Origin of the sequence: Rhodopseudomonas pentothenatexigens (assembly GCF_900218015.1) — a bacterium.
Classification (GTDB): domain Bacteria; phylum Pseudomonadota; class Alphaproteobacteria; order Rhizobiales; family Xanthobacteraceae; genus Rhodopseudomonas; species Rhodopseudomonas pentothenatexigens.
Genome location: NZ_UFQQ01000043.1, coordinates 1 through 20,207, shown reverse-complemented (window position 1 = coordinate 20,207; position 20,207 = coordinate 1). Strand labels below are relative to the sequence as shown.

The 20,207-nt window shown below is 65.3% G+C and carries 17 protein-coding genes; 7 read left to right on the top strand and 10 right to left on the bottom strand.

The window, feature by feature from the left end; all coding sequences use genetic code 11:
• Nucleotides 1–113: 113 nt before the first annotated feature.
• The gene (locus tag DWA33_RS23715; protein ID WP_283808618.1) at nt 114–2,855 is read right to left on the bottom strand and encodes a heavy metal translocating P-type ATPase; all 2,742 of its coding nucleotides are present in this window, start codon (nt 2,853–2,855) and stop codon (nt 114–116) included.
• Between DWA33_RS23715 and DWA33_RS25810 the strand changes: the two genes are divergently transcribed.
• A complete protein-coding gene (locus tag DWA33_RS25810; protein ID WP_283808617.1) occupies nt 2,854–3,036 on the top strand; it encodes a hypothetical protein in 183 nt (60 codons plus the stop codon). The two genes, DWA33_RS23715 and DWA33_RS25810, sit on opposite strands and share 2 nt — an antisense overlap.
• 29 nt (nt 3,037–3,065) lie before the next feature.
• Nucleotides 3,066–3,341 (top strand): metal-sensitive transcriptional regulator, encoded by a 276-nt coding sequence (locus tag DWA33_RS23710; RefSeq protein WP_114360944.1) that lies wholly within the window; start codon nt 3,066–3,068, stop codon nt 3,339–3,341.
• Nucleotides 3,342–3,371: 30 nt separating this feature from the next.
• On the opposite strand, the gene DWA33_RS23705 is transcribed toward DWA33_RS23710, so the two are convergent.
• From DWA33_RS23705 to DWA33_RS23670, 8 genes are all read right to left on the bottom strand, one after another.
• The gene (locus tag DWA33_RS23705; protein ID WP_114360943.1) at nt 3,372–4,052 is read right to left on the bottom strand and encodes a hypothetical protein; all 681 of its coding nucleotides are present in this window, start codon (nt 4,050–4,052) and stop codon (nt 3,372–3,374) included.
• Nucleotides 4,053–4,158: 106 nt separating this feature from the next.
• A complete protein-coding gene (gene hpaD / locus DWA33_RS23700) occupies nt 4,159–5,010 on the bottom strand; it encodes a 3,4-dihydroxyphenylacetate 2,3-dioxygenase (RefSeq protein ID WP_114360942.1) in 852 nt (283 codons plus the stop codon).
• A gap of 26 nt (nt 5,011–5,036) precedes the next feature.
• Nucleotides 5,037–5,579, bottom strand: a complete 543-nt coding sequence (locus tag DWA33_RS23695) for a VOC family protein (RefSeq protein WP_114360941.1) — start codon at nt 5,577–5,579, stop codon at nt 5,037–5,039.
• Nucleotides 5,580–5,730: 151 nt separating this feature from the next.
• The gene (locus tag DWA33_RS23690; RefSeq protein WP_114360940.1) at nt 5,731–6,033 is read right to left on the bottom strand and encodes a preprotein translocase subunit YajC; all 303 of its coding nucleotides are present in this window, start codon (nt 6,031–6,033) and stop codon (nt 5,731–5,733) included.
• 250 nt (nt 6,034–6,283) lie between these two features.
• Nucleotides 6,284–7,633 (bottom strand): oxygen-independent coproporphyrinogen III oxidase, encoded by a 1,350-nt coding sequence (gene hemN / locus DWA33_RS23685; RefSeq protein WP_114360939.1) that lies wholly within the window; start codon nt 7,631–7,633, stop codon nt 6,284–6,286.
• Between the two features lie 28 nt (nt 7,634–7,661).
• A complete protein-coding gene (bchJ, locus tag DWA33_RS23680) occupies nt 7,662–8,372 on the bottom strand; it encodes a bacteriochlorophyll 4-vinyl reductase (RefSeq protein WP_114360938.1) in 711 nt (236 codons plus the stop codon).
• Complete coding sequence (bchE, locus tag DWA33_RS23675; protein ID WP_114360937.1) at nt 8,344–10,041, bottom strand: magnesium-protoporphyrin IX monomethyl ester anaerobic oxidative cyclase; 1,698 nt, start codon at nt 10,039–10,041, stop codon at nt 8,344–8,346. The genes bchJ and bchE overlap by 29 nt, the downstream gene beginning before the upstream one ends.
• Nucleotides 10,042–10,199: 158 nt before the next feature.
• Entirely contained in the window at nt 10,200–10,628 is a 429-nt protein-coding gene (locus DWA33_RS23670; protein ID WP_114360936.1) for a hypothetical protein, read from the bottom strand.
• A gap of 219 nt (nt 10,629–10,847) precedes the next feature.
• Here DWA33_RS23670 and DWA33_RS23665 point away from each other — a divergent pair, with 219 nt between their 5' ends.
• The gene (locus DWA33_RS23665; RefSeq protein WP_114360935.1) at nt 10,848–11,588 is read left to right on the top strand and encodes a metallophosphoesterase family protein; all 741 of its coding nucleotides are present in this window, start codon (nt 10,848–10,850) and stop codon (nt 11,586–11,588) included.
• Nucleotides 11,589–11,591: 3 nt separating this feature from the next.
• The gene (locus DWA33_RS23660; RefSeq protein ID WP_114360934.1) at nt 11,592–13,031 is read left to right on the top strand and encodes a serine/threonine protein kinase; all 1,440 of its coding nucleotides are present in this window, start codon (nt 11,592–11,594) and stop codon (nt 13,029–13,031) included.
• A gap of 27 nt (nt 13,032–13,058) precedes the next feature.
• On the opposite strand, the gene DWA33_RS23655 is transcribed toward DWA33_RS23660, so the two are convergent.
• A complete protein-coding gene (locus DWA33_RS23655) occupies nt 13,059–13,709 on the bottom strand; it encodes a BON domain-containing protein (RefSeq protein ID WP_114360956.1) in 651 nt (216 codons plus the stop codon).
• Nucleotides 13,710–14,096: 387 nt separating this feature from the next.
• Between DWA33_RS23655 and DWA33_RS23650 the strand changes: the two genes are divergently transcribed.
• From DWA33_RS23650 to DWA33_RS23640, 3 genes are all read left to right on the top strand, one after another.
• The gene (locus DWA33_RS23650; protein WP_114360955.1) at nt 14,097–16,448 is read left to right on the top strand and encodes a phosphoketolase family protein; all 2,352 of its coding nucleotides are present in this window, start codon (nt 14,097–14,099) and stop codon (nt 16,446–16,448) included.
• A 172-nt stretch (nt 16,449–16,620) separates the two neighbouring features.
• On the top strand, nt 16,621–17,124 hold the full coding sequence (locus DWA33_RS23645; RefSeq protein WP_114360933.1) for a response regulator: 504 nt from the start codon (nt 16,621–16,623) through the stop codon (nt 17,122–17,124).
• A gap of 641 nt (nt 17,125–17,765) precedes the next feature.
• Nucleotides 17,766–19,916 carry a methyl-accepting chemotaxis protein gene (locus DWA33_RS23640; protein WP_114360932.1) on the top strand — a complete coding sequence of 717 codons (2,151 nt, stop codon included), beginning with the start codon at nt 17,766–17,768 and terminating at the stop codon, nt 19,914–19,916.
• The last annotated feature ends 291 nt before the right edge of the window (nt 19,917–20,207 follow it).

The window sequence follows — 20,207 nt, the reverse complement described above, 5'->3', positions numbered from 1 at the left end:
AATACGCAGCGATTTGCAGCAAACCTTCGCGACCGCAAAATACGTCCAATCGACCGCCAATCCTTGCGTTAGATCAACTGGACGCAGGCGGCTATCAGTCGCAACCACAAGCGTTACAACGCGGTGCGGCGCAGCCGCAGCGCGTTGCCGATCACGCTCACCGACGACAGCGACATCGCGGCCGCGGCGATGATCGGCGACAGCAGCAGGCCGAAGCTCGGATACAGAATACCGGCGGCGATCGGGATGCCGGCGGAATTGTACACGAAGGCGAAGAACAGATTCTGGCGGATGTTGCTCATCGTCGCCTGCGACAATTTCCGGGCGCGCACGATGCCGCCGAGATCACCCTTGAGCAGCGTGACGCCGGCGCTTTCCATCGCCACGTCGGTGCCGGTTCCCATCGCGATGCCGACATCGGCCGCGGCCAGCGCCGGGGCGTCGTTGACGCCGTCACCGGCCATCGCGACGACGCGGCCCTGGCCGCGCAGCTTCTCGACCACCGCGCTCTTCTGATCCGGCAGCACCTCGGCCTCGACATCGGCGATGCCGAGCTTGCGGGCGACCGCGTTCGCGGTGGTGCGGTTGTCGCCGGTCAGCATGATCACCTTGATGCCCTCTTCGGCGAGCGCCTTCAGCGCCTCCGGCGTCGACGGCTTCACCGCGTCGGCGATCGCGAACAGGCCGGCGAGGCGGCCGTCGATCGCGACCTGTACCACGGTGTCGCCGTCGCCGCGCAGCTCGTCGGTTTTCGCAGCGAGCGAAGCGGTGTCAGTGCCGAGCGACGCCAGATACGCCGGGTTGCCGATCACCACCGCGCGGCCCGCGACCCGGCCGGTCGCGCCCTTGCCGCTCGGCGCATCGAATTCGGCGACGTCGGCGAGATCGAGACCGCGCTCCTTGGCGGCGCGGACGACGGCGTCGGCGAGCGGATGCTCGCTGGCGCGTTCGACGCTGGCGGCGAGCCGCAGCAGCTCGGTCTCGTCCGTTCCGTTCGCAGGCACGATCGCCACCACGCTCGGGCGGCCTTCGGTGAGGGTGCCGGTCTTGTCGATCACCAGGGTGTCGATCTTCTCCATCCGCTCCAGCGCTTCGGCGTTGCGGATCAGCACGCCGGCCTGGGCGCCGCGGCCGACGCCGACCATGATCGACATCGGCGTGGCGAGGCCGAGTGCGCACGGGCAGGCGATGATCAGCACGCTGACGGCGGCGACCAGCGCGAAGGTCAGCCGCGGCTCGGGACCGAAGGCGGCCCAGGCGGCGAAAGCGGCGATCGCGGCGAGCAGCACCGCCGGCACGAACCAGCCGGCGACCAGATCGGCGATGCGCTGGATCGGCGCGCGCGAGCGCTGCGCCTGCGCCACCATCTGCACGATGCGGGACAGCATGGTGTCGCGGCCGACCTGATCGGCGCGCATCACGAAACCGCCGGACTGGTTCAGTGTGCCGGCCACCACCTTGCCGCCGGCCTCGCGGCTCACCGGCATCGACTCGCCGGTCACCAGCGACTCATCCAGGGTGCCGCGGCCTTCGACGATGGTGCCGTCGACCGGCACTTTCTCGCCGGGGCGCACACGCAATTTGTCGCCGGTGCTGAGACTGTCGATCTCGACTTCGTTCTCGCTGCCGTCGGCCTCGATCTTGCGGGCGGTCTTCGGTGCCAGGCCGAGCAGCGCCTTGATGGCGCCGGAGGTCGCCTCGCGGGCGCGCAGTTCGAGCACCTGGCCGAGCAGCACCAGCACGGTGATCACCGCGGCGGCTTCGAAATACACCGGAACGGTGCCGCCATGGCCGCGGAACGCGGGCGGGAACAATTGCGGCGCGACGGTCGCGACCAGACTGTAGATGTACGCCACCCCGGTGCCCATCGCCACCAGGGTGAACATGTTGAGGTTGCGCGTCACGACGGATTGCCAGCCGCGCACGAAGAACGGCCAGCCGGCCCACAGCACGACAGGCGTCGCGGAGACGAACTGAATCCAGTTCGATAGCGCCGGGTCGATCAGGCCGTGGCCGCCGACGAGATGGCCGCCCATTTCCAGCACCACAGCCGGCAGCGCCAGCACCAGGCCGATCCAGAACCGCCGCGTCATGTCGATCAGTTCGGGATTGGGCGCATCGTCGAGCGACACCAGTTCGGGCTCCAGCGCCATGCCGCAGATCGGGCAGGTGCCGGGGCCGACCTGGCGGATCTGCGGATCCATCGGGCAGGTGTAGATCGTGCCTTCCGGCACGTCCGCGGCTGGCTTCGCCCTGCTCTTGTCGAGGTACGACACCGGATCGGCGGCGAACTTGGTCTGGCAGGCTTCGCGGCAGAAATGATAGGTCGTGCCCTTGTAGGCGAAGCTGTGCTTGCTGGTGGCGGGATCGACCTTCATGCCGCACACCGGGTCGATCACCTTGCCGTCGTCGGCGGCGCCGTGATCATGACCGGCGTGATCATGCGATCCGCCGCAGCACGACGAGGCGGAGGCTTTTGCCAGATAGCGTTCAGGATCGGCCGCGAATTTGCTGCGGCAGCCGCCGCAGCAGAAGTGATAGGTGGTGCCGTCGTGATCGAAGCTGTGCTTGTTGGTCGCGACATCGACGGTCATGCCACAGACCGGATCGATCGCCTTGGCGGGCGCGTGATCATGCGTATCGCCTCCGCCGCAGCACGACGACTTCGCCGGCAACTCCGTCAGCTGGTGCAGCTTCGGAGTCGCTTTCGGCGGCAGCGCGAACGGCGTCGCCGCCGTGGCCAGAACGCCGGCCGGATCGGCCGCAAACGTCTGGCGGCAACCGCCGCAGCAGAAATAGTAGGTCTGGCCGTCGTGATCGAAGCGATGCTGCGCGGTTGCGGTGTCGACCGTCATGCCGCACACCGGGTCGATCACGGTCGCCGCGGCGGCGGACGAGCCGCTCGCCGTGCCGCCACAACAGGACGAGGCCGCCGTCGCGTTCGAATCCTTCGATCCGCAGCAACCCGTGTTCTTGACAGAGGCGTCGTGCCTCGCATGCTCACCGTCGCGCATCGCGTCACCCTGGCGCTTGTAACCCATACCGTGTAGGGGTATATATCCGGCATGCACAAGGACATCAAGGAGTCGTGTCAAAAACGGCTGGGCCGGATCGAGGGGCAGGTGCGCGGCATCTCCAAGATGGTGGAGGAGGGACGCTACTGCATCGATATCGTCACCCAGATCTCGGCGGTCCGCGCCGCGCTGCGGCGGGTGGAGGAAGAGGTGCTGAAGGATCACGTTGCGCATTGCGTCGAGCATGCGATCGCCAGCGGCGACAAGGCCGATCAGCGCCAGAAGATCGCGGAACTGATGGACGTGATCCAACGTTCCGGCCGCTGAACCGGCGGCGTGAGCCGGCGCAGGTTGCGCTCAGCGGCGCTGCGCGGTCTTCGCCGGCGTGCCGAACAATGAGGTCTTTACCGCGGTGAAGCCGGCTGAGAGCTGGGTCAGGCCGCAGGACACCGGATCGTTGCTGCCGCAGGCGTAGCGCTGCGGCTCCGCCGCAGGTTTGCGGTGAGCGCGCCTGGTCTCGGGTCGCGGCCGCGGCTTGCCGGCGACGGCGCGCGTTTTGTCTGTTGCAGAACGCGGCTTGTCGGCGGCGACGCGCGGCTTCGGCAGTGGCGGCGGTGGCTCGGCGACGGCCGCCTGTTGTTGCAGTGCGGCGATCTGCTGCTGCTTGGCGGCGAAGGCGGCGGCGATCATCTGCCGGCGGCGCTGGTCGAGAAACGCGGTGTACTCTTCGTCGATCTTACGCAGCTCTTCGGCGGTCGGATTGGGACCGGCGATGTCGAAGCTGCGGTTCTGCATGAAGTCGAAATAGGTGTAGCCGCCGCCGGGTTTGCGCCGGCCGGCGAATTTGGAGTCGCAATGGGTTTGCAGCGCCGCCTTGGCGTCTTGGGTGGTCGCCTCGGTCTCGCCCTTGGCGATGCAGTCTTCGAAGTCGATCGGCTCCTTGTTCGGCCACCACTGCGCTGGGGCAGGCGAGATCGGCGCCGCGATCCCGATCAGGATCGCGAGCTGAAGCGCTCCGAGCTGGCGTACTCGAGTCATCCCTGTCCCGCGCCTTGGATAGCGGCCCATCGATCTGGATTCCGCCGGGGCCGAGCCTGTTTGTCAAGGCGCGTGGGAGGCTTCGCGGCCGCAATGCACCTGCAATTTAACTCACATGAAATTCGACATTGATCTGGCCGCTGCCGCTGGAGGGGAAATAATCGCACAGCGGCTCGGCCTCGCCGGTGTAATCGTCCCACCCGAGCGCCGCGAACAGCATCACGGTATCGGCCATGCCGCCTTCGCCGTTGCACTTCACCGCATAGTCCGGGAGCATCGCGGTGAATTCACGGTAGCGGCGCTCCTGCCAGAGCTGCAGCACCCGCAGATCGACCTGGCGGTTGAACTCACTGGCGATCGTGGTCCAGGCGTCGGGGCCGAGATCCTTGTTCGGCCACAGCCGGTGCGACAGCGAGCCGGAGGCGAGAATCGCGACGCGTTCGTCGGAGGCGTCGATGGCGCGGCGCGTCGCTTCGCCGAGCGCGCGGCTCTCCTCGATCGAGGTGAACAGTGGGCAGGCGATCGATACCACCTTCGCCCAGCCGTCGGGATTGAGATAGTGCATCGGCACGATGGTGCCGTATTCGAGCCCGAGCGTCGGCACCTGATGCGCCAGAATTTTCAATCCGCGGCTCTGCGCCTCGGCGGCGATCGCCTGCGCGAATATTGGATCGCCCGGCAGCTCGTAACGCAAATCCTGGATCATGTGCGGCGCCTCGTGGCTGGTAAACGAGCCGCTGTGCCGCGCATTGGCGTTGATGTGATAACCGAAATTCGACAGCCAGTGGGTGTCGAACACCACGAAGCTGGTGACCTCGCGCTCCTTCGCGCGGCGACCGAGTTCGCGCAGCGCTGCGACCGCGCCGGCGCGCGCCTGACGCAGCGGGCTGTCGGAGGTCTCCGACAACATCAGTGACGGTACGTGACTGACCTTGGCCGCCAGCACCAGCTTGCCCATCGTGCAACTCCCGCTTCGCGCTGGTGCTATTCGACTTCGGCGAATTCCTTCTGGTGCAGCCAGGCGGTGTGGCGCGGCGGCTTCTTGGTGACGGCCCATTCGTCGACCATCGCGTGGGCGACGCTCTTCATCTGGGAGAGTTGCTCCGGCGTTGCGGTCCAGGCAGCGACTTCGAGCCGATGGCCATTGGGATCGCGGAAGTAGACCGACTTGAAGATGGTGTGATCGGTCGGGCCGACCACCTCGAGCCCCTCGGCCTCGGCGCGCTGCTTGGCCGCCATCAACGCATCGACGTCGTCGACCTGAAACGCGATATGCTGCACCCAATCCGGGGTGTTCGGATCGCGGCCCATCGGCGGCGAGTTCGGCAGCTCGAAGAACGCCAGGATATTGCCGGCACCGGCATCGAGGAAGATGTGCATGTAGGGATCGGGCGCCTTGGTCGACGGCACCTTGTCCTCGGCGATCGCGCCGATCAGCTCCATCCCCATCACCCGGCCGTAGAACGCAACGGTTTCCTTGGCGTCCCTGCAGCGATAGGCGACGTGATGGATATGCTGGATCTGCATGGTGTCCTCCCGATTTGTTTGGTGCGTTTGATCCGCATTGGATCAAACGTGCCGGTCGGGAGGTTGACGTGGATCAAGATGCGGCGCCGGCGCGGGCAGCGCCGGTCGACGAGCGCAGCGCCGGCAGCAGCCGGCGCGCGACGAGCGTGGCTCAGGCGGCGCGGTTATCGGCGAGGACCGACTCGCCGCGCTCGATGTGCTCGAGTTCGGACAGCTTGCTGGTGGTCTTGCCCCGGCACGACCACGAGATCTGCGCTTCGTCGCCATTGATCGATAGGATAATACCGGTGGCGCCGCCCTGGGTCGTGACTTCGTCGCCGACCGAGAACGTCTCGTTGGCGAGTGCGGCTTCCAGCGCGGCACGGAGGCAGAACAACTCGTTGCCGTTGGCGGCGCGGAATGCGGCGGCGGCCTTGGCAACCATGTCTTCTGTGACTTTGAGTTTGTGGGCCATTGCACGTACCTCGATTGGTCCGATCGTGGAGAGCTGCGACGCTGCAGACCCGCACGGAAGAACCACGCGGCGATTAGGCTGCAAGATGTGGTAATTTCCGTTAAAGATGCAGCTCCGTAAGGATACTGATGCTTGCTCCATTACCGTCGACGGTAATAATCCACCCGGCAGCGGAATTGCAATTGAGCTGCATCAAAACGACAAACGCGCGCCGAGGCGCGCGCTGTCTCAGTCGAAGAGTTGCGGCCGGTCAGACGGCGATCGAATGCCGGACCGACGAATTGCGCAGATAGGTGTCGAACACCGAGGCGACGACACGCGACAGCCGCAGGCCGTCCGACGTCAGGGTCAGCTTGCTGCCGTTGCACACCACCGCGCCGTCGCGCTGCAGTTCGGCGAGCGAGTCCAGCTCCGGTGCGTACCAGTCTTCGGCGTAGCCGAACGCCTTGCCGGCGGCGGCGAGGTCGACCTTGCCGTCACACATGATGCGTTCGATCACATGGGCGCGCAGATTGTCCTGCTGGGTCAGCGCATGGCCGCGCGCGACCGGAATCTGGCCGGCGTCGACGGCGCGTGACCAGGCGCCGGTCTCGCTGATGTTCTGCACATAGCCGCTCGGCGTTCGGCCGATTGAAGTGGCGCCGAGCCCGATCAGGGTCTGCGCCGCGTCCGCGGTGTAGCCCTGGAAGTTGCGATGCAGCTCCCCGGTCTTGGCGGCGATCGCCAGCGAGTCGCCCGGCAGCGCGAAATGATCGAGGCCGATCCGGACATAGCCGCCCTTGACCAGCGCCTCGGCGGCGGTGTCGGCCTGGGTGGCGCGCAGCTCCGGCTTCGGTAGCGACTCGTCCGGGATCATCCGCTGGTTCTTGGCGACCCACGGCACGTGCGCGTAACCGAACAGCGCCACCCGGTCTGGCCGCATCTCGACGCACTGCTCGACGGTGCGGCGCAGATCCTCGGCGGTCTGATAGGGCAGCCCATAGATCAGGTCGAAATTGATCCGCTCGACGCCGGCCGATTTGAACTGCTGCATCGCGCGCGCGACCATCTCGGGCGGCTGGATGCGGTTAATCGCTTCCTGCACCTTCGGATCGAACTCCTGCACGCCGAAGCTGGCGCGAGTGAAGCCGAGTTCGCCGATCTTGGCGGCCATGGTGTCGGTCAAGGTACGGGGATCGCTTTCGATCGCGATCTCCGCATCGGGTAGGAATTCGAACCGCTCGCGCAGCAGCGTCATCACCGCGCCGAGATCCTGCGGATCGATCACCGTCGGGGTTCCGCCGCCGAAATGCAGATGGCGCACCGGCATGGTGCCGGGCAGGGCGTCGGCGACGAGGTCGATCTCGTCGATCAGATGCTCGACATAGTCGGCGACCGGGTCGTATTTCGCCGCAAGCTTCATGTTGCAGCCGCAGTACCAGCACATCTGCTTGCAGAACGGCACGTGCAGATACAGCGAGATCGGCTCGTCGGTGTCGAGCTGCGCCAGCCAGCCGCGATAGATCGATTCCGGAAAATCCTTGGCGAAATGCGGCGCTGTCGGATAGCTGGTGTAGCGCGGCACCGAGCTCTTGGCGTATTTGTCGAGGGCAGACGACATCGTCGTGATCTCTCTGATCGCCCGCGGATCAACGCGCGGAGAGGGTTTCGGATTGGCCTGCGATCGGCTCTGATCGCCTGCTGGCGTAAATATTGGCGGCGTCGGGGATCGAGGTCCAATCCGCCACGAAGCGACAGCAATCGTCGCCATGCGCTCCGCACGCCGTCTCGGTGACCCGTGTATAGGGCGACACCAGCGACTGGAATAGCCGTTGGAATACGGAGGCGTGCCAGACGCAGACATTGTGATCGGCGTGTTCGCCGGCGCACAACGGATTGGCGGCGATCTCGAACGTCACCGTCTTGCCGGCCTGCGCCGAGAACTCGCCGGAACCGGCGAAGGTCCAGGCGTGCGCGGTGATCGCCTTGGTCAGCATCCTGGCCGCGATCGAAGCCGGCATGATCTTCAGCACCGCCTGGGCGAGCTTCGGAATCCGGTTGGCCAGGATGTAGTCGCCGGTGCGCAGCCCGGCGTCGGCGAGGATCGCCGCGGCCTGCTGCGGCGGCAAAACGCGCCGCACCGCCTGATGGATCGCCGCCACCGGGCGCTCGTCCACCATCGCCGACGGCGGCTGCGCGAGCCAGTCGCTCGCCGCCGCCTCGGAGAAGATCTCCTTCGCGGCCGGCTGGAGGCCGGCCGCGTCGAGCGCGTGGATCAGTTGGATGACGGCATTGGGCCCGATCTCGGACACCGCCGAATGCGTCTCCACGTCAGTGGCGGGTGGCCGAACCTGCGTCATGGGTTGTATCCGCCATGCGGCTGGTTACGGACTTGGCGAGCGCCGCCTTGGCATCGGCTTCGCTTTCTTCCATCTGCTCGGTGCCGCCGCCGCAGGCCGAGACGATGGCCATCTGCGAGGCGGCCGCCTTGCGCGAACGGTCGGCGTTGGCTTCCCAATCGGCCATCTGCGCGTGCGAGATCTTCTTGGTTTCGTCGAAGTGGAAGTCGACCTTCTTCTTCGACTGCGGACCCCAATAGCCGACGCGGCCGAGGTCGTAGAATTTGCGCTCGAAGCCGGCCTTGAGGAACGCCTTCAGACAGCCCAGCAGGTAGCGGCGCCGGCGTCCCGTTCCCGACCAGGGATACGAGAAGAACGCCTTGTACATGTAGAACCGGCGATAGTTGTTCATCACCCGGTCGAGCAGTTCGCCACGCTCCATCGCCGCCGGCTTCACGATCGGCGTGACGAAGTTGTACTTGGCGAAGTCGAACACCTCGACCTTGTCCGACAGTTCCTTGAACAGCGGCGTGAACGGCCAGGGGGTGTACATCGACCAGTTGGCGAGGTCCGGCTTCCAGTCCATCGCCATGCGATAGGTCTCTTCCAGCGTCTCCGGGGTTTCGGAGTCGAGACCGACGATGAACTGCGCTTCGACGACGATGCCGGCTTCGCGGAGCAGGCGGATCGCCTTCTTGTTGTCGGAGATCTTGGTCTCCTTGTTGAACAGGTCGAGCTTGAGCTGCGCCGCCGCTTCGGTGCCGAGCGAGACGTGCATCAGGCCGGCTTCGTTGTAGAACTTCAAGAGCTGCTCGTCGCGCAGGATGTCGGTGACGCGGGTGTTGATGCCCCACTGCACCTTCTTGTTCAGACCGCGCGCGATCAGCTCTTCGCAGAACTGGATGAACTTCTTGCGGTTGATGGTCGGCTCTTCGTCGGCGAGGATGAAGAAGCCGACATCGTACTTCTCGACCAGTTCCTGGATCTCGTCGACCACCTTCTTCGGGTCGCGGACGCGGTAGTCGCGCCAGAATTTCCACTGCGAGCAGAACGAGCAGGTGAACGGACAGCCGCGCGCCATGTTCGGGATCGCCACGCGGGTGTTCATCGGAATGTAGCGATACAGATTCCAGTTGAGCACGCCCCAGTCCGGCTTGATGGCGTCGAGGTCCTTGACCGTCGGGGCCGCCGCGGTGGCGACGATCTGGCTCTCGCCGTTGGACCCTTCGGTGTAGGCGAGGCCCTTGATCTCGGAGCGGTTCGCCGGCCAGTTGCCCGAGGCAACGGCGCGCGCCAGCTCGACGACGATCTCTTCGCCTTCGCCGCGGACGATGACGTCGACCCACGGCGCTTCGCTCAGCACCTGCTGATACATGAAGGTCGCGTGCACGCCCCCCAGCATGGTGACGATCTTCGGATTGACCTGCTTGGCGACTTTCAGCGCCTCTTCGGCCGCATAGATCGACGGCGTGATCGAGGTGGCGCCGACCAGATCAGGCTGGTATTCCGCAATGATCTTGGCGAGACTCTCATTGGAGATCTCCTCCGTCATCGCATCGACGAATTTGATGTCGGTGAACCCGTTGGCTTGCAGCGCACCGGCCAGATAAGGGGCCCATGCCGGCGGCCAGTGGCCGGCGATCTCTGCGCCACCGGAATGATAATTCGGGTGAATGAGAAGGATGCGCACTGACTTTCTCCCATGATTGTCAAGAAACGATGACATACGCACTGTCAACGTTTATTGACGCAGATCAAACGAAATGGTGCTTTGGTACTAGGCGATCCGTCGTTCGCGTCTCGCCTATGCGAAGGCGCGGCACGTATCGCCGCGCAGATCGGAAGGAGTCACGACTCCGCTACGAATTTGGCGTCGTGGCTGAGAGCGTCCAGCGTGTCGACGTTCAAACAGTAGCGCTGATAGCTGGGGATCAGCGTACCGGCTGCGATGTCGGCGTCGCATTCCTGCTTGTGGTCGCAGATGGCGCAGGTACGCCGCAGATCGTTGAGCAGCATCGGCTCTTTTTCGGCGAGCGCACGGATGCTGATGCGCAGCGCTTCGAGCAGGCAAGGTAACTCCTTGGCGCTGGTGCCCTTGGTCGCCAGCGCGCGGACTTCGGCCGGCGACAGCCCAAGGTCCTTGACCATGTTGGCCATCGCGCGCCCGAACGCTTCGAGCTCGCTCGGACTTCCTGCAATCTCTTCCCACTCTCGGACGACGTCGGCGACGGCTTCTGTCACGGGCGCGTTTTTTGTCGGCTTGCCGGGTGCGGTCATGAGCGCCTCCAACGTAACTTGCCGCGCGATATACTCACACAAGCACGCGGCTCCCATTGCGCTGGATCAAGGAGTGCAACGCGGTTGCGATCGATCAAAGACAGGCCGTAAACTTCGGATGCGTCGCAGAAAATCCGCCTGATACGAAAGCGGCCGGTGAGGCTGGGACGAGCAACGGGGCCGCCCTTTCGGGCGGTCGGGGAAGCAGGAGGGGACGCGGTGCTGCTGGGGCTTTTCGCCGACATTCACGCCAATCGGCCGGCGTTCACCGCATGCCTTGCCGACGCGCGACAACGCTGCGTCGAGCGCATCGTCTTGCTCGGCGACTATGTCGGCTACGGCGCCGATCCGGACTGGTCGGTCGACACCGTGCGCGAGCTGGTGGCGGACGGCGCGGTCGCGGTGCTCGGCAATCACGATGCTGCGATCGGCCAGCCGAAGGTGCAGATGAACGCCGAAGCCGAGGCGGCGATCGAGTGGACGCGCGGTCAGCTCGATTCGGCGCAGCGCAGGTTTCTCGCCGAACTGCCGATGCGCCACGAGGAGCACAGCCTGCTGTTCGTGCATGCGGAGGCGACCCGGCCGGAAGGCTGGATCTACGTCACCGACAGTTCGATCGCCTCACGCAGCATGCAGGCGGTGTCGGCCCACGTCACGTTCTGCGGCCACGTCCACAAGCCGGCGCTGTATTCGCTCTCCGTCACCGGCAAGATGACGACCTTCGTGCCGACCACCGACGTGCCGGTGCATCTGCTGCCGGGGCGGCAATGGCACGCGGTGCTGGGTTCGGTCGGTCAGCCGCGCGACGGCAACCCGGCGGCGGCCTACGCGCTGTACGACACCGTCAAGCACGAGCTGACCTATTGCCGGGTGGCTTACGACGCCGCCGCGGCCGCGCAGCGGATCCGCGACAACGGCCTGCCGCCGTGGCTGGCCGATCGCCTCCTGGTGGGACGCTAGGCGATGGACCAGGTCACGTTCGAGTCCGGCTCGACGCTCGACGGCTTCATCATCGAGGAGGCGATCCATCGCGGCGGCATGGCGACGCTGTTCAAGGTGCGCCGCGACGACGACCCGATGCCGATGGTGATGAAGACGCCGCGGATCGGCGAGGGCGAGGACCCGGCGGCGATCGTCAGCTTCGAGATGGAGCAGATGCTGATGCCGCGGCTGTCGGGTCCGCACGTTGCGAAATTCGTCGGGATGCGGGACTTCTCCAGCCATCCCTACATCGTGATGGAGCGCATCGCCGGCGAGCCGCTGTTGGCGCGGCTGCCCGAGCTGCCGCTGCCTTACGACGAAGCGGTGGCGATCGCCGCCAGGATCGCCACCGCGATTGCCGACCTGCATCGCCAGCACGTCATCCATCACGACATCAAGCCGAGCAACATCATGTTTCGACCCACGGGCGAGGCGGTGCTGCTCGACATGGGGCTGGCCTGCAGCGATCAGTTGCCGGACCTGATGCAGGAGGAATTCCGGCTGCCGTTCGGCACCGCGCCGTATATGGCGCCCGAACGGTTGCTGGGCGTCCGCGACGAGCCGCGCAGCGATCTGTTTGCGCTCGGCGTGCTGCTGTATTTCTTCACCACCGGGGTGCGGCCGTTCGGCGAGACCGAGACGATGTACGGCATGCGTCGCCGGCTGTGGCGCGATCCGCATCCGCCGCGAAGGCTGCGGCCCGACTATCCGCCGTGGCTGCAGGAGATCGTGCTGCGCTGCCTGGAGATCCAGCCCGAATGGCGCTACCCGACCGCAGCGCAACTGGTGTTCGACCTCACCCATCCGGCCGAGGTGAAGCTGACCACGCGTTCGGAGAAGCTGAAGCACGATCCGCTGCGCACCGTGCTGCGGCGTCGCTTCAACAAGGAATTGACGCGGCCGCGCGCGGTCGAGTCGATGGCGGCGCATCTGGCGTCGGCGCCGATCGTGGCAGTGGCGATCGACGTGGCCGAGGGCTCGCCGGCGCTCAACGAAGCGCTGCGCGTCACCGCCTCGCGTATCCTAGCCACGCTGCCGTCGGCGCGGCTCGCCTGCCTCAACGTGCTCAAGCTCGGCCGGATGACGATCGACCGAACCCTGGACGAGCACGGCCACAACAAGCACGTCGACCGCCTGGTGCAGCTCAGGCACTGGGCCGAGCCGCTGAAGCTCGAAGACGAACGTCTCACCGTGCACGTGCTGGAGGCGATCGATCCGGCGTCGGCGATTCTCGAATTCGCGCAGGCGAGCCGGGTCGATCACATCCTGATCGGCGCCCGGCGCAGCTCGGTGCTGCGCTCGCTGCTCGGCAGCGTCTCGGCCAAGGTCGCCGGCGAAGCGGGCTGCACGGTGACGATCGTACGCGAGGCGCAGGTGGCGCCGCCGCGCAGCGCGCCGCGCGCGACCGCGCAGGACGCGTGATCCCGCGTCACGCGCGGGAAGCCTGCCTCAGTTGATCATCAGGCGGTCATCGACCGCTGCTACGCCGGGTGTCGACCATGCGGCATTTTGCGCCGCACGGCGTTCGTCCCAGGTGTCGACTCGGCCTTCCAGGATCACGATGTTGCCGTTCTTCACCGTGACTCGAATGGTCCTGGAATCGATCTCGGCGTGGCGGCGCAGCGCGGACTCGATCTTGTCGCGGATGCAGGAATGATCGGCCAGCGGATTGTTGATGACGATGTTGTTGGTGACGCCGGTCACGCCCGCCAGCTTGCGAACGTCGTCCTCGGCTGCGGCGCGCTCGAAGTGCCAATCGACCGTGCCGCTCAGCGTCAGCCAGCCGTTCTCGACCTGCACCTCCACCGAACTGGCGGGAACCAGCACGTTCCAGTCCAGCAGATCACAGGCGCGCTGCGCAATCTGGTCGTCGGCGGTGCGATTGAACGGATAGCGGACCTCGATGTGATCGGTGATCGCATGCACGCCCTTGACGCGCCGCGTCGCCGCGATCGCCGCCACCTTCTCCGCGTAACTGATCACGTGACCGCTGAGGATCACGTTGTCGTTCTCGACAGCAACCCTGATGTGGCCGCTGTTGAAGCTCGGATCGAACTCGAACTCGTCAAGGATGTTTTGACGAAGCTGGGACTCGGACATTCGTGGCCTCAGGAGTACCGCTACGCTGACGCGCGGCATCTTGGTTGGTCGCGCTGCAAACACATTGATCAGAATCAACAAGATGGCACCGTCGCGATTGATCCGCATCAAACATCGTGCCGGTTCCGGCGCGGCGGCGCTGTCGTTGACGTGGACGCGTGGCTCGTATGCGGGTCGCGACAACGATGGCTTCGTGACGCATGATTGGTCACAATGCGTTGCGTTCGCGCAAGACTATGTCACGCAAAGCTGACATTGTTTGCGACCATCATCGCCGTGCGCGGGGGCGCGCCGCAACGTGTGACGTGGAAGCGAACCCGCCTGCGGGGCAAAGCCTCGCATCTGCGCCGATCCGGCGCGCATCAGCCTGATGATTTGGAGATGATGATGTCCGACGTGTTGTCCAACGATCTGTTGCAGAAGATGGACGCCTACTGGCGCGCTGCGAACTACCTGTCGGTCGGTCAAATCTATCTGCAGGACAACCCGCTGCTCGATCAGAAGCTGCAGCTCGATCACATCAAGCCGCGCCTGCTCGGTCACTGGGGCACGACCCCGGGTCTCAATCTGCTCTACGTGCATCTCAACCGGCTGATCACCGCGCACGACCTCGACATGATCTACATCATCGGTCCGGGCCATGGCGGACCGGGTCTGGTCGCGAACGCGTATCTCGAAGGTACCTACACCGAGCGCTATCCGGCGATCGAACGCAGCCGCAATGGCATGCAGCGGCTGTTCCGGCAGTTCTCCTGGCCGCACGGCGTACCGAGTCATGTCTCGCCGGAAACGCCCGGTTCGATTCACGAAGGCGGCGAGCTCGGCTACTCGCTGGCGCACGCTTACGGTGCGGCGTTCGACAATCCGAATCTGTTCGTCGCCTGCGTGGTCGGCGACGGCGAGGCCGAGACAGGCGCGCTGGCGACGAGCTGGCACTCCAACAAGTTCCTCAATCCGGCGCGCGACGGGGCGGTGCTGCCGATCCTGCACCTCAATGGCTACAAGATCGCCAATCCCACGGTGCTGGCGCGGATCACGCCGCAGGAACTGACCGATCTGATGCGCGGCTACGGCTACGAGCCTTACGTCGTCGAGGGCGATGATCCCGCGATCGTTCACCAGACGCTCGCGGCGACGCTGGAGCGCGTCCTCGCCGAGATTAGAGCTATTCAAGACAAGGCGCGCAATCACGGCGCCACCGAGCGGCCGCGCTGGCCGATGATCGTGCTGCAGACGCCGAAGGGCTGGACCGGTCCCAAGCAGGTCGACGGCAAGCCGGTGGAGGGCACCTGGCGCGCCCATCAGGTGCCGATCGCAGACTTCAAGAACCCCGAGCACCTGACGCTGCTCGAGGACTGGATGCGCAGCTATCGTCCGGAAGAGCTGTTCGACCAAACCGGCAAGCTGCGCGACGAACTTCAGGCGCTGGCGCCGACCGGCCGCCGCCGGATGAGCGCCAATCCGCACGCCAATGGCGGCGAGCTGCTCGAGCCGCTGTCGCTGCCCGATTTCCACGACTATGCGGTGACACTGACCGGGCCTGGAGCGCTGAAGGCCGAAGCGACCCGTGTGCTCGGCACCTTCCTGCGTGACGTGATGAAGAACAGCCTCGACAGCCAGAACTTCCGGCTGTTCGGGCCGGACGAGACCGCGTCGAACCGGCTCGATGCGGTGCTGCAGGTGTCGCCGAAGGAGTGGATGGCGGCGATCGACGACGTCGATGTCAATCTCGGCCCCGACGGCCGGGTGATGGAAGTGCTCAGCGAGCATCTGTGCCAGGGCTGGCTCGAAGGCTATCTGCTGACCGGCCGGCACGGCTTCTTCTCGTGCTACGAAGCGTTCATCCACATCGTCGATTCGATGTTCAACCAGCATGCCAAATGGCTGAAGGCCTGTGCCACGATTCCGTGGCGGAAGCCGATCGCGTCGCTGAACTATCTACTGACGTCACACGTCTGGCGCCAGGATCACAACGGCTTCTCGCATCAGGATCCGGGCTTCATCGATCACGTCGCCAACAAGAAGTCGAACGTGGTGCGGATCTATCTGCCGCCGGACGCCAACTGCCTGCTGTCGGTGGCCGATCACTGCCTGCGCAGCCGCAACTACGTCAATTTGATCGTCGCCGGCAAGCAGCCGGAATGGCAGTGGCTCGATATCGACGCCGCGGTGCGTCACTGCACCGCCGGCGCCGGGATCTGGCACTGGGCCAGCGACGAGGGCGAGCCCGATGTGGTGATGGCCTGCGCCGGCGACGTGCCGACGGTCGAGACGCTGGCGGCGGTCAAGCTGTTGCGCGAGTATGTGCCGGACATCAGGATCCGGGTCGTCAACGTCGTCGACCTGATGGTGCTGCAGCCGAGCTCGGAGCATCCGCACGGCATGGACGACCGCCGCTTCGACGAACTGTTCACCACCGACAAGCCGGTGATCTTCGCCTTCCACGGCTATCCGTGGCTGATCCACCGGCTGACCTACCGCCGCCGCAACCACGTCAACATCCACGTCCGCGGCTACAAGGAGGAGGGCACCACCACCACGCCGTTCGACATGGTGGTGCTGAACGATCTCGATCGCTACCGGCTGGCGCTGGACGCCATCCTGCGGATCCCGCGGCTTGCCGACCAGCGCGACGCCGCCACCTCGCGCTACTGGGCGACGATCCAGCGTCACAAGCTGTACATCGGAGAACACGGCGACGATCTGCCCGAAGTCCGCGACTGGCGCTGGTCGGCCTGATCCAGTCGGGCGGATCGCCGGCGCAATCTGTATAATTGCGCCGGTTCGATCAACGCCGCGTCAACCACCCGGGCATTGGGCTGCGCGTCGGCGGCGCGGTGTGCGATCGAATTAACCCCTGGTTGCACAGGGCTCGATATTGCTCGGCGACCGATTGACGGGGAGCCGAGTGATGCACAGCGAAGAACGGACCGATCTGGCCCAGGCCGAAACGAACGCCGACCGCGTGCTCGGGCTGCTCGACCTGCTGGTGGTCGACGATGACCTGGTGCAGCGCATGCTGATCGGCGGCGCAGCCGAGAAGGCCGGGTACGCAGTCACCCATGCGGCGACCTGCGCCGAGGGGATCGCCTTGGTCCGGGTCAAGCACTTCGACTGCATTACCCTCGACCTGAAGCTCGACGACGGCGACGGAGCCGACGTGATGCGGGCGATGGCGGCGGCCAAGTATCAGGGCCCGATGATCGTGATCAGCGGCATGAGTTCGCAGCACCGCCGCGCGTCGCGCGATCTCGCCAAGTCGCTCGGCATGGAACTGTTGCAGAGTTTCCCCAAGCCCATCGACCTCGCAGCGCTGCGGATCTCGCTCGCCAATCTGCGCAGCACCGTGGCCGGGCTGCCGATCGTGCATTCCTGGGGCGAGGTGTGCGGCCCGCGCTTCGAGCGCAACGGCTGAAGCTGCGGTGTGCATCGGTGCGGCCCGTCTGAAATTGCTGTGCGCGACCCTCAAACGTTGTCTTTCGACTTAAGTCTGATCGCTCACTCGATTCACGATCGCGCTTCACTGATTGCGTCGCTCCGATAGCGAACCTCCCACCCAGGAGCGGCAAATCGCGCGGTTTTTCAGACAGTTTTACGAATAGGATAGATTTGGCTTTCTATCCTCGGATTCTTCCCAAGTAACGACCCATCCCTTGGGCAGCGTGCGTACTTCCGTTTCCTCGGTGCAGTCCGGTGAAGCGTCGACGAGTGGCGCACCATGGAGATATTGAATGTCGAGCATCATTCTAAAGTCGAATTCCGATGAGGATTCTGTTGGTGAACGAGTAGTCGATCTGACGACGTTTCGCCGTTGCGGCGAATGTCTGAAATTGGCCTGAACGCCGGCGAGGCAACGCGGCCTTGTCGCTTTCCAAAACGTTCACGCGTCGGTTGTAGCACCGCGCCCTCGCCGCGGTCGTCGGGCTCCGGAAGCCCGACATCGGCCGGATGACCTGCAACGAAGCAGCCCGCGCCCGGGTGTCGGAACGGCTGCGAACTCGAACAATACGATCACGTCAGGCGAGCTTATCGGCTCGTAGCTGTTTGGAGTCTGAAATGCGCAAGAACTTGCCCGTCACCAGCGACGAGCACGTGCTCGAAGACGGCACGCTTATCGTTTCAAAGACTGATCTCAAAGGCAAGCTCACCTATTTCAACGACCAGTTCGTCGCTGCGTCCGGTTTCAGCGAACAGGAATTGATCGGCCAGCCGCACAATATCGTGCGCCATCCGGACATGCCTGTCGAAGCTTTCCAGAACCTGTGGGACACGCTGAAGGCCGGCCGGCCGTGGGTCGGCGCGGTGAAGAACCGGCGTAAGAACGGCGGCTTCTATTGGGTGCTCGCCAGCGCGACGCCGCTGTGGGAGAATGGCGAGGTGACCGGCTACATGTCGGTGCGGACCAAGCTGCCGGCGGATCAGCGCGCCGAGGCCGAGCACGTCTATGCCTTGCTGCGGGACAACAAGGCGCACGGCTACAAGATCGACGACGGCATCATTCGGCGGCGATCGTGGCGGGACCGGTTCTCCATCTTCACGCGGACGCTGAAGGCTCGGCTGACCTCGCTGGTGACGGTGCAGGCGGTGCTGCTGGTCGTCGTCGGCGCGGTCGGACTGTGGTCGACCCGCGACGCCAACCTGCGGCTGAGCACGATGTTCGGCCACCGCGTCATGCCGCTGGAGCAACTCTACGTCATCAACGATCGGATGCTCGACAACGCGATGGCGCTGAGCGGCGCCGCGCTCCTCGCCAAGGCCGGACAGCAGGTGCCGGATCTGACCCAGCGGATCGAGACCAACTCCAAGACCCTGCTCAAGACCATCGCCGATTATCTCGCCGCGGATTTGAGCCCGGAGGAGCGGCGGCTGGCGGACTCGTTCGTCGAGCGCCGTCGCGCCTATGGCGAGCAGGCGACCCGTCCCGGCCTGCAACTTCTCCGGGACGGCAAGATCGACGAGCTCAGCGCGCTGGTGACCGGAAAAGGAAGGCGGCTCTACGACCTCGCCAAGGCCGACCTCGACGGGCTGGTGGCGATCCAGATGCGCGAGGGCGGGGCGGAGTACGACGCCGCTCAGCTGCAATACGCCCGGCTGTGGGCGATCTCGCTGGTGCTGCTGACGCTCGGGCTGCTGCTCGGCATTCTGAACGGCCGCTCCACGATCCGCGCGATCACGGTGCCGATCGGCCGGCTGAACACGGCGATGTCCAACATATCCCAGAGCAAGTTCGACAGCCGTATCGTCGTCGATTGCGACGACGAGATCGGGGTGGCGCTGCGCAACATCCAGGCGATGCAGAACCAGCTCTACTTCACCCGCGAGGAGGAGAAGGATGCTGCCCGCAGGATCGCGCTGCAGCGCAAGCTCGACATGCAGCGGCTGGCCGGCGAGTTCGAAGCCGCCGTCGGCGAGATCATCGAGACCGTGTCGTCGGCGTCGACGGAGCTGGAAGCCTCGGCCGGCACGCTGACCGGGACGGCGGAGCGTTCGCAGGGATTGACCGTCGCGGTGGCCGCAGCGTCCGAACAGGCGGCCTCCAACGTGCAGTCGGTCGCCTCGGCGACCGAGCAGATGTCGTCGTCGGTCCACGAGATCAGTCGCCAGGTGCAGGAGTCGGCGCGGATCGCGATCGAATCCGTCGCCCAGGCGCGGCACACCAACGATCGGGTGAGCGAGCTATCGCAGGCCGCGGGGCGGATCGGAGCGGTGGTCGAACTGATCAACAACATCGCCGGCCAGACCAACCTGCTGGCCCTCAATGCCACGATCGAGGCGGCGCGGGCCGGCGAGGCCGGACGCGGTTTCGCGGTGGTCGCGCAGGAAGTGAAGGCGCTCGCCGAGCAGACCGCGAAGGCGACCGGCGATATCAGCCAGCAGATCGCCGGCATCCAGGCCGGCACCGAGGAGTCGGTCGCCGCGATCCGGCAGATCGGCGTCACCATCGACCGGATGGCGGAGATCGCCTCCACGGTCGCGTCGGCGGTCGAGCAGCAGGGCGCCGCGACCCAGGAGATCGCCCGTAACGTTCAGAAGGCTGCGCACGGCACGATGGAGGTGAGTTCGAACGTCGCCAGCGTGCAGCAGGGGGCGGCGGAGACCGGTTCGGCGGCGTCGCAGGTGCTGTCGGCGGCGCGGGCGCTGTCCCAGGACAGTAACCGGTTGAAGGCCGAAGTCAGTCGTTTCCTCGACACGGTCCGGGCTGCCTGAGCGGTGTCGGCTTCGCTCGATAAGAAGCCGCGCCGCCGACTTCGTACTCCTACGTAGCTCAAAATTAACGAGAGCGTAGGCCACCGCCGGATATGGCTGGCAGTGGACCTAACTTCCGCTCGCTGGGCGGAGGGCTGTCCGGTCGGCAAGGGTGCAGGCGAAAGGCGTAACGCGTATGGACGATCTTCTTCGTGAATTTTTGACGGAGACCTTCGAGAGCCTGGACACGGTCGACAACCAGTTGGTCCGGTTTGAGCAGGAGCCGAACAACGCGAAGATATTGGACAATAT

Bases quoted from the DNA above. Each gene is read 5' to 3' on its own strand.
- DWA33_RS25810 (WP_283808617.1), top strand. From the start codon at position 2,854: ATGCCGCACACCGGGTCGATCACGGTCGCCGCGGCGGCGGACGAGCCG.
- DWA33_RS23715 (WP_283808618.1), bottom strand. From the start codon at position 2,855: ATGACGGTCGACACCGCAACCGCGCAGCATCGCTTCGATCACGACGGC.
- DWA33_RS23710 (WP_114360944.1), top strand. From the start codon at position 3,066: ATGCACAAGGACATCAAGGAGTCGTGTCAAAAACGGCTGGGCCGGATC.
- DWA33_RS23705 (WP_114360943.1), bottom strand. From the start codon at position 4,052: ATGACTCGAGTACGCCAGCTCGGAGCGCTTCAGCTCGCGATCCTGATC.
- hpaD (WP_114360942.1), bottom strand. From the start codon at position 5,010: ATGGGCAAGCTGGTGCTGGCGGCCAAGGTCAGTCACGTACCGTCACTG.
- DWA33_RS23695 (WP_114360941.1), bottom strand. From the start codon at position 5,579: ATGCAGATCCAGCATATCCATCACGTCGCCTATCGCTGCAGGGACGCC.
- DWA33_RS23690 (WP_114360940.1), bottom strand. From the start codon at position 6,033: ATGGCCCACAAACTCAAAGTCACAGAAGACATGGTTGCCAAGGCCGCC.
- hemN (WP_114360939.1), bottom strand. From the start codon at position 7,633: ATGTCGTCTGCCCTCGACAAATACGCCAAGAGCTCGGTGCCGCGCTAC.
- bchJ (WP_114360938.1), bottom strand. From the start codon at position 8,372: ATGACGCAGGTTCGGCCACCCGCCACTGACGTGGAGACGCATTCGGCG.
- DWA33_RS23670 (WP_114360936.1), bottom strand. From the start codon at position 10,628: ATGACCGCACCCGGCAAGCCGACAAAAAACGCGCCCGTGACAGAAGCC.
- DWA33_RS23660 (WP_114360934.1), top strand. From the start codon at position 11,592: ATGGACCAGGTCACGTTCGAGTCCGGCTCGACGCTCGACGGCTTCATC.
- DWA33_RS23655 (WP_114360956.1), bottom strand. From the start codon at position 13,709: ATGTCCGAGTCCCAGCTTCGTCAAAACATCCTTGACGAGTTCGAGTTC.
- DWA33_RS23650 (WP_114360955.1), top strand. From the start codon at position 14,097: ATGTCCGACGTGTTGTCCAACGATCTGTTGCAGAAGATGGACGCCTAC.
- DWA33_RS23645 (WP_114360933.1), top strand. From the start codon at position 16,621: ATGCACAGCGAAGAACGGACCGATCTGGCCCAGGCCGAAACGAACGCC.
- DWA33_RS23640 (WP_114360932.1), top strand. From the start codon at position 17,766: ATGCGCAAGAACTTGCCCGTCACCAGCGACGAGCACGTGCTCGAAGAC.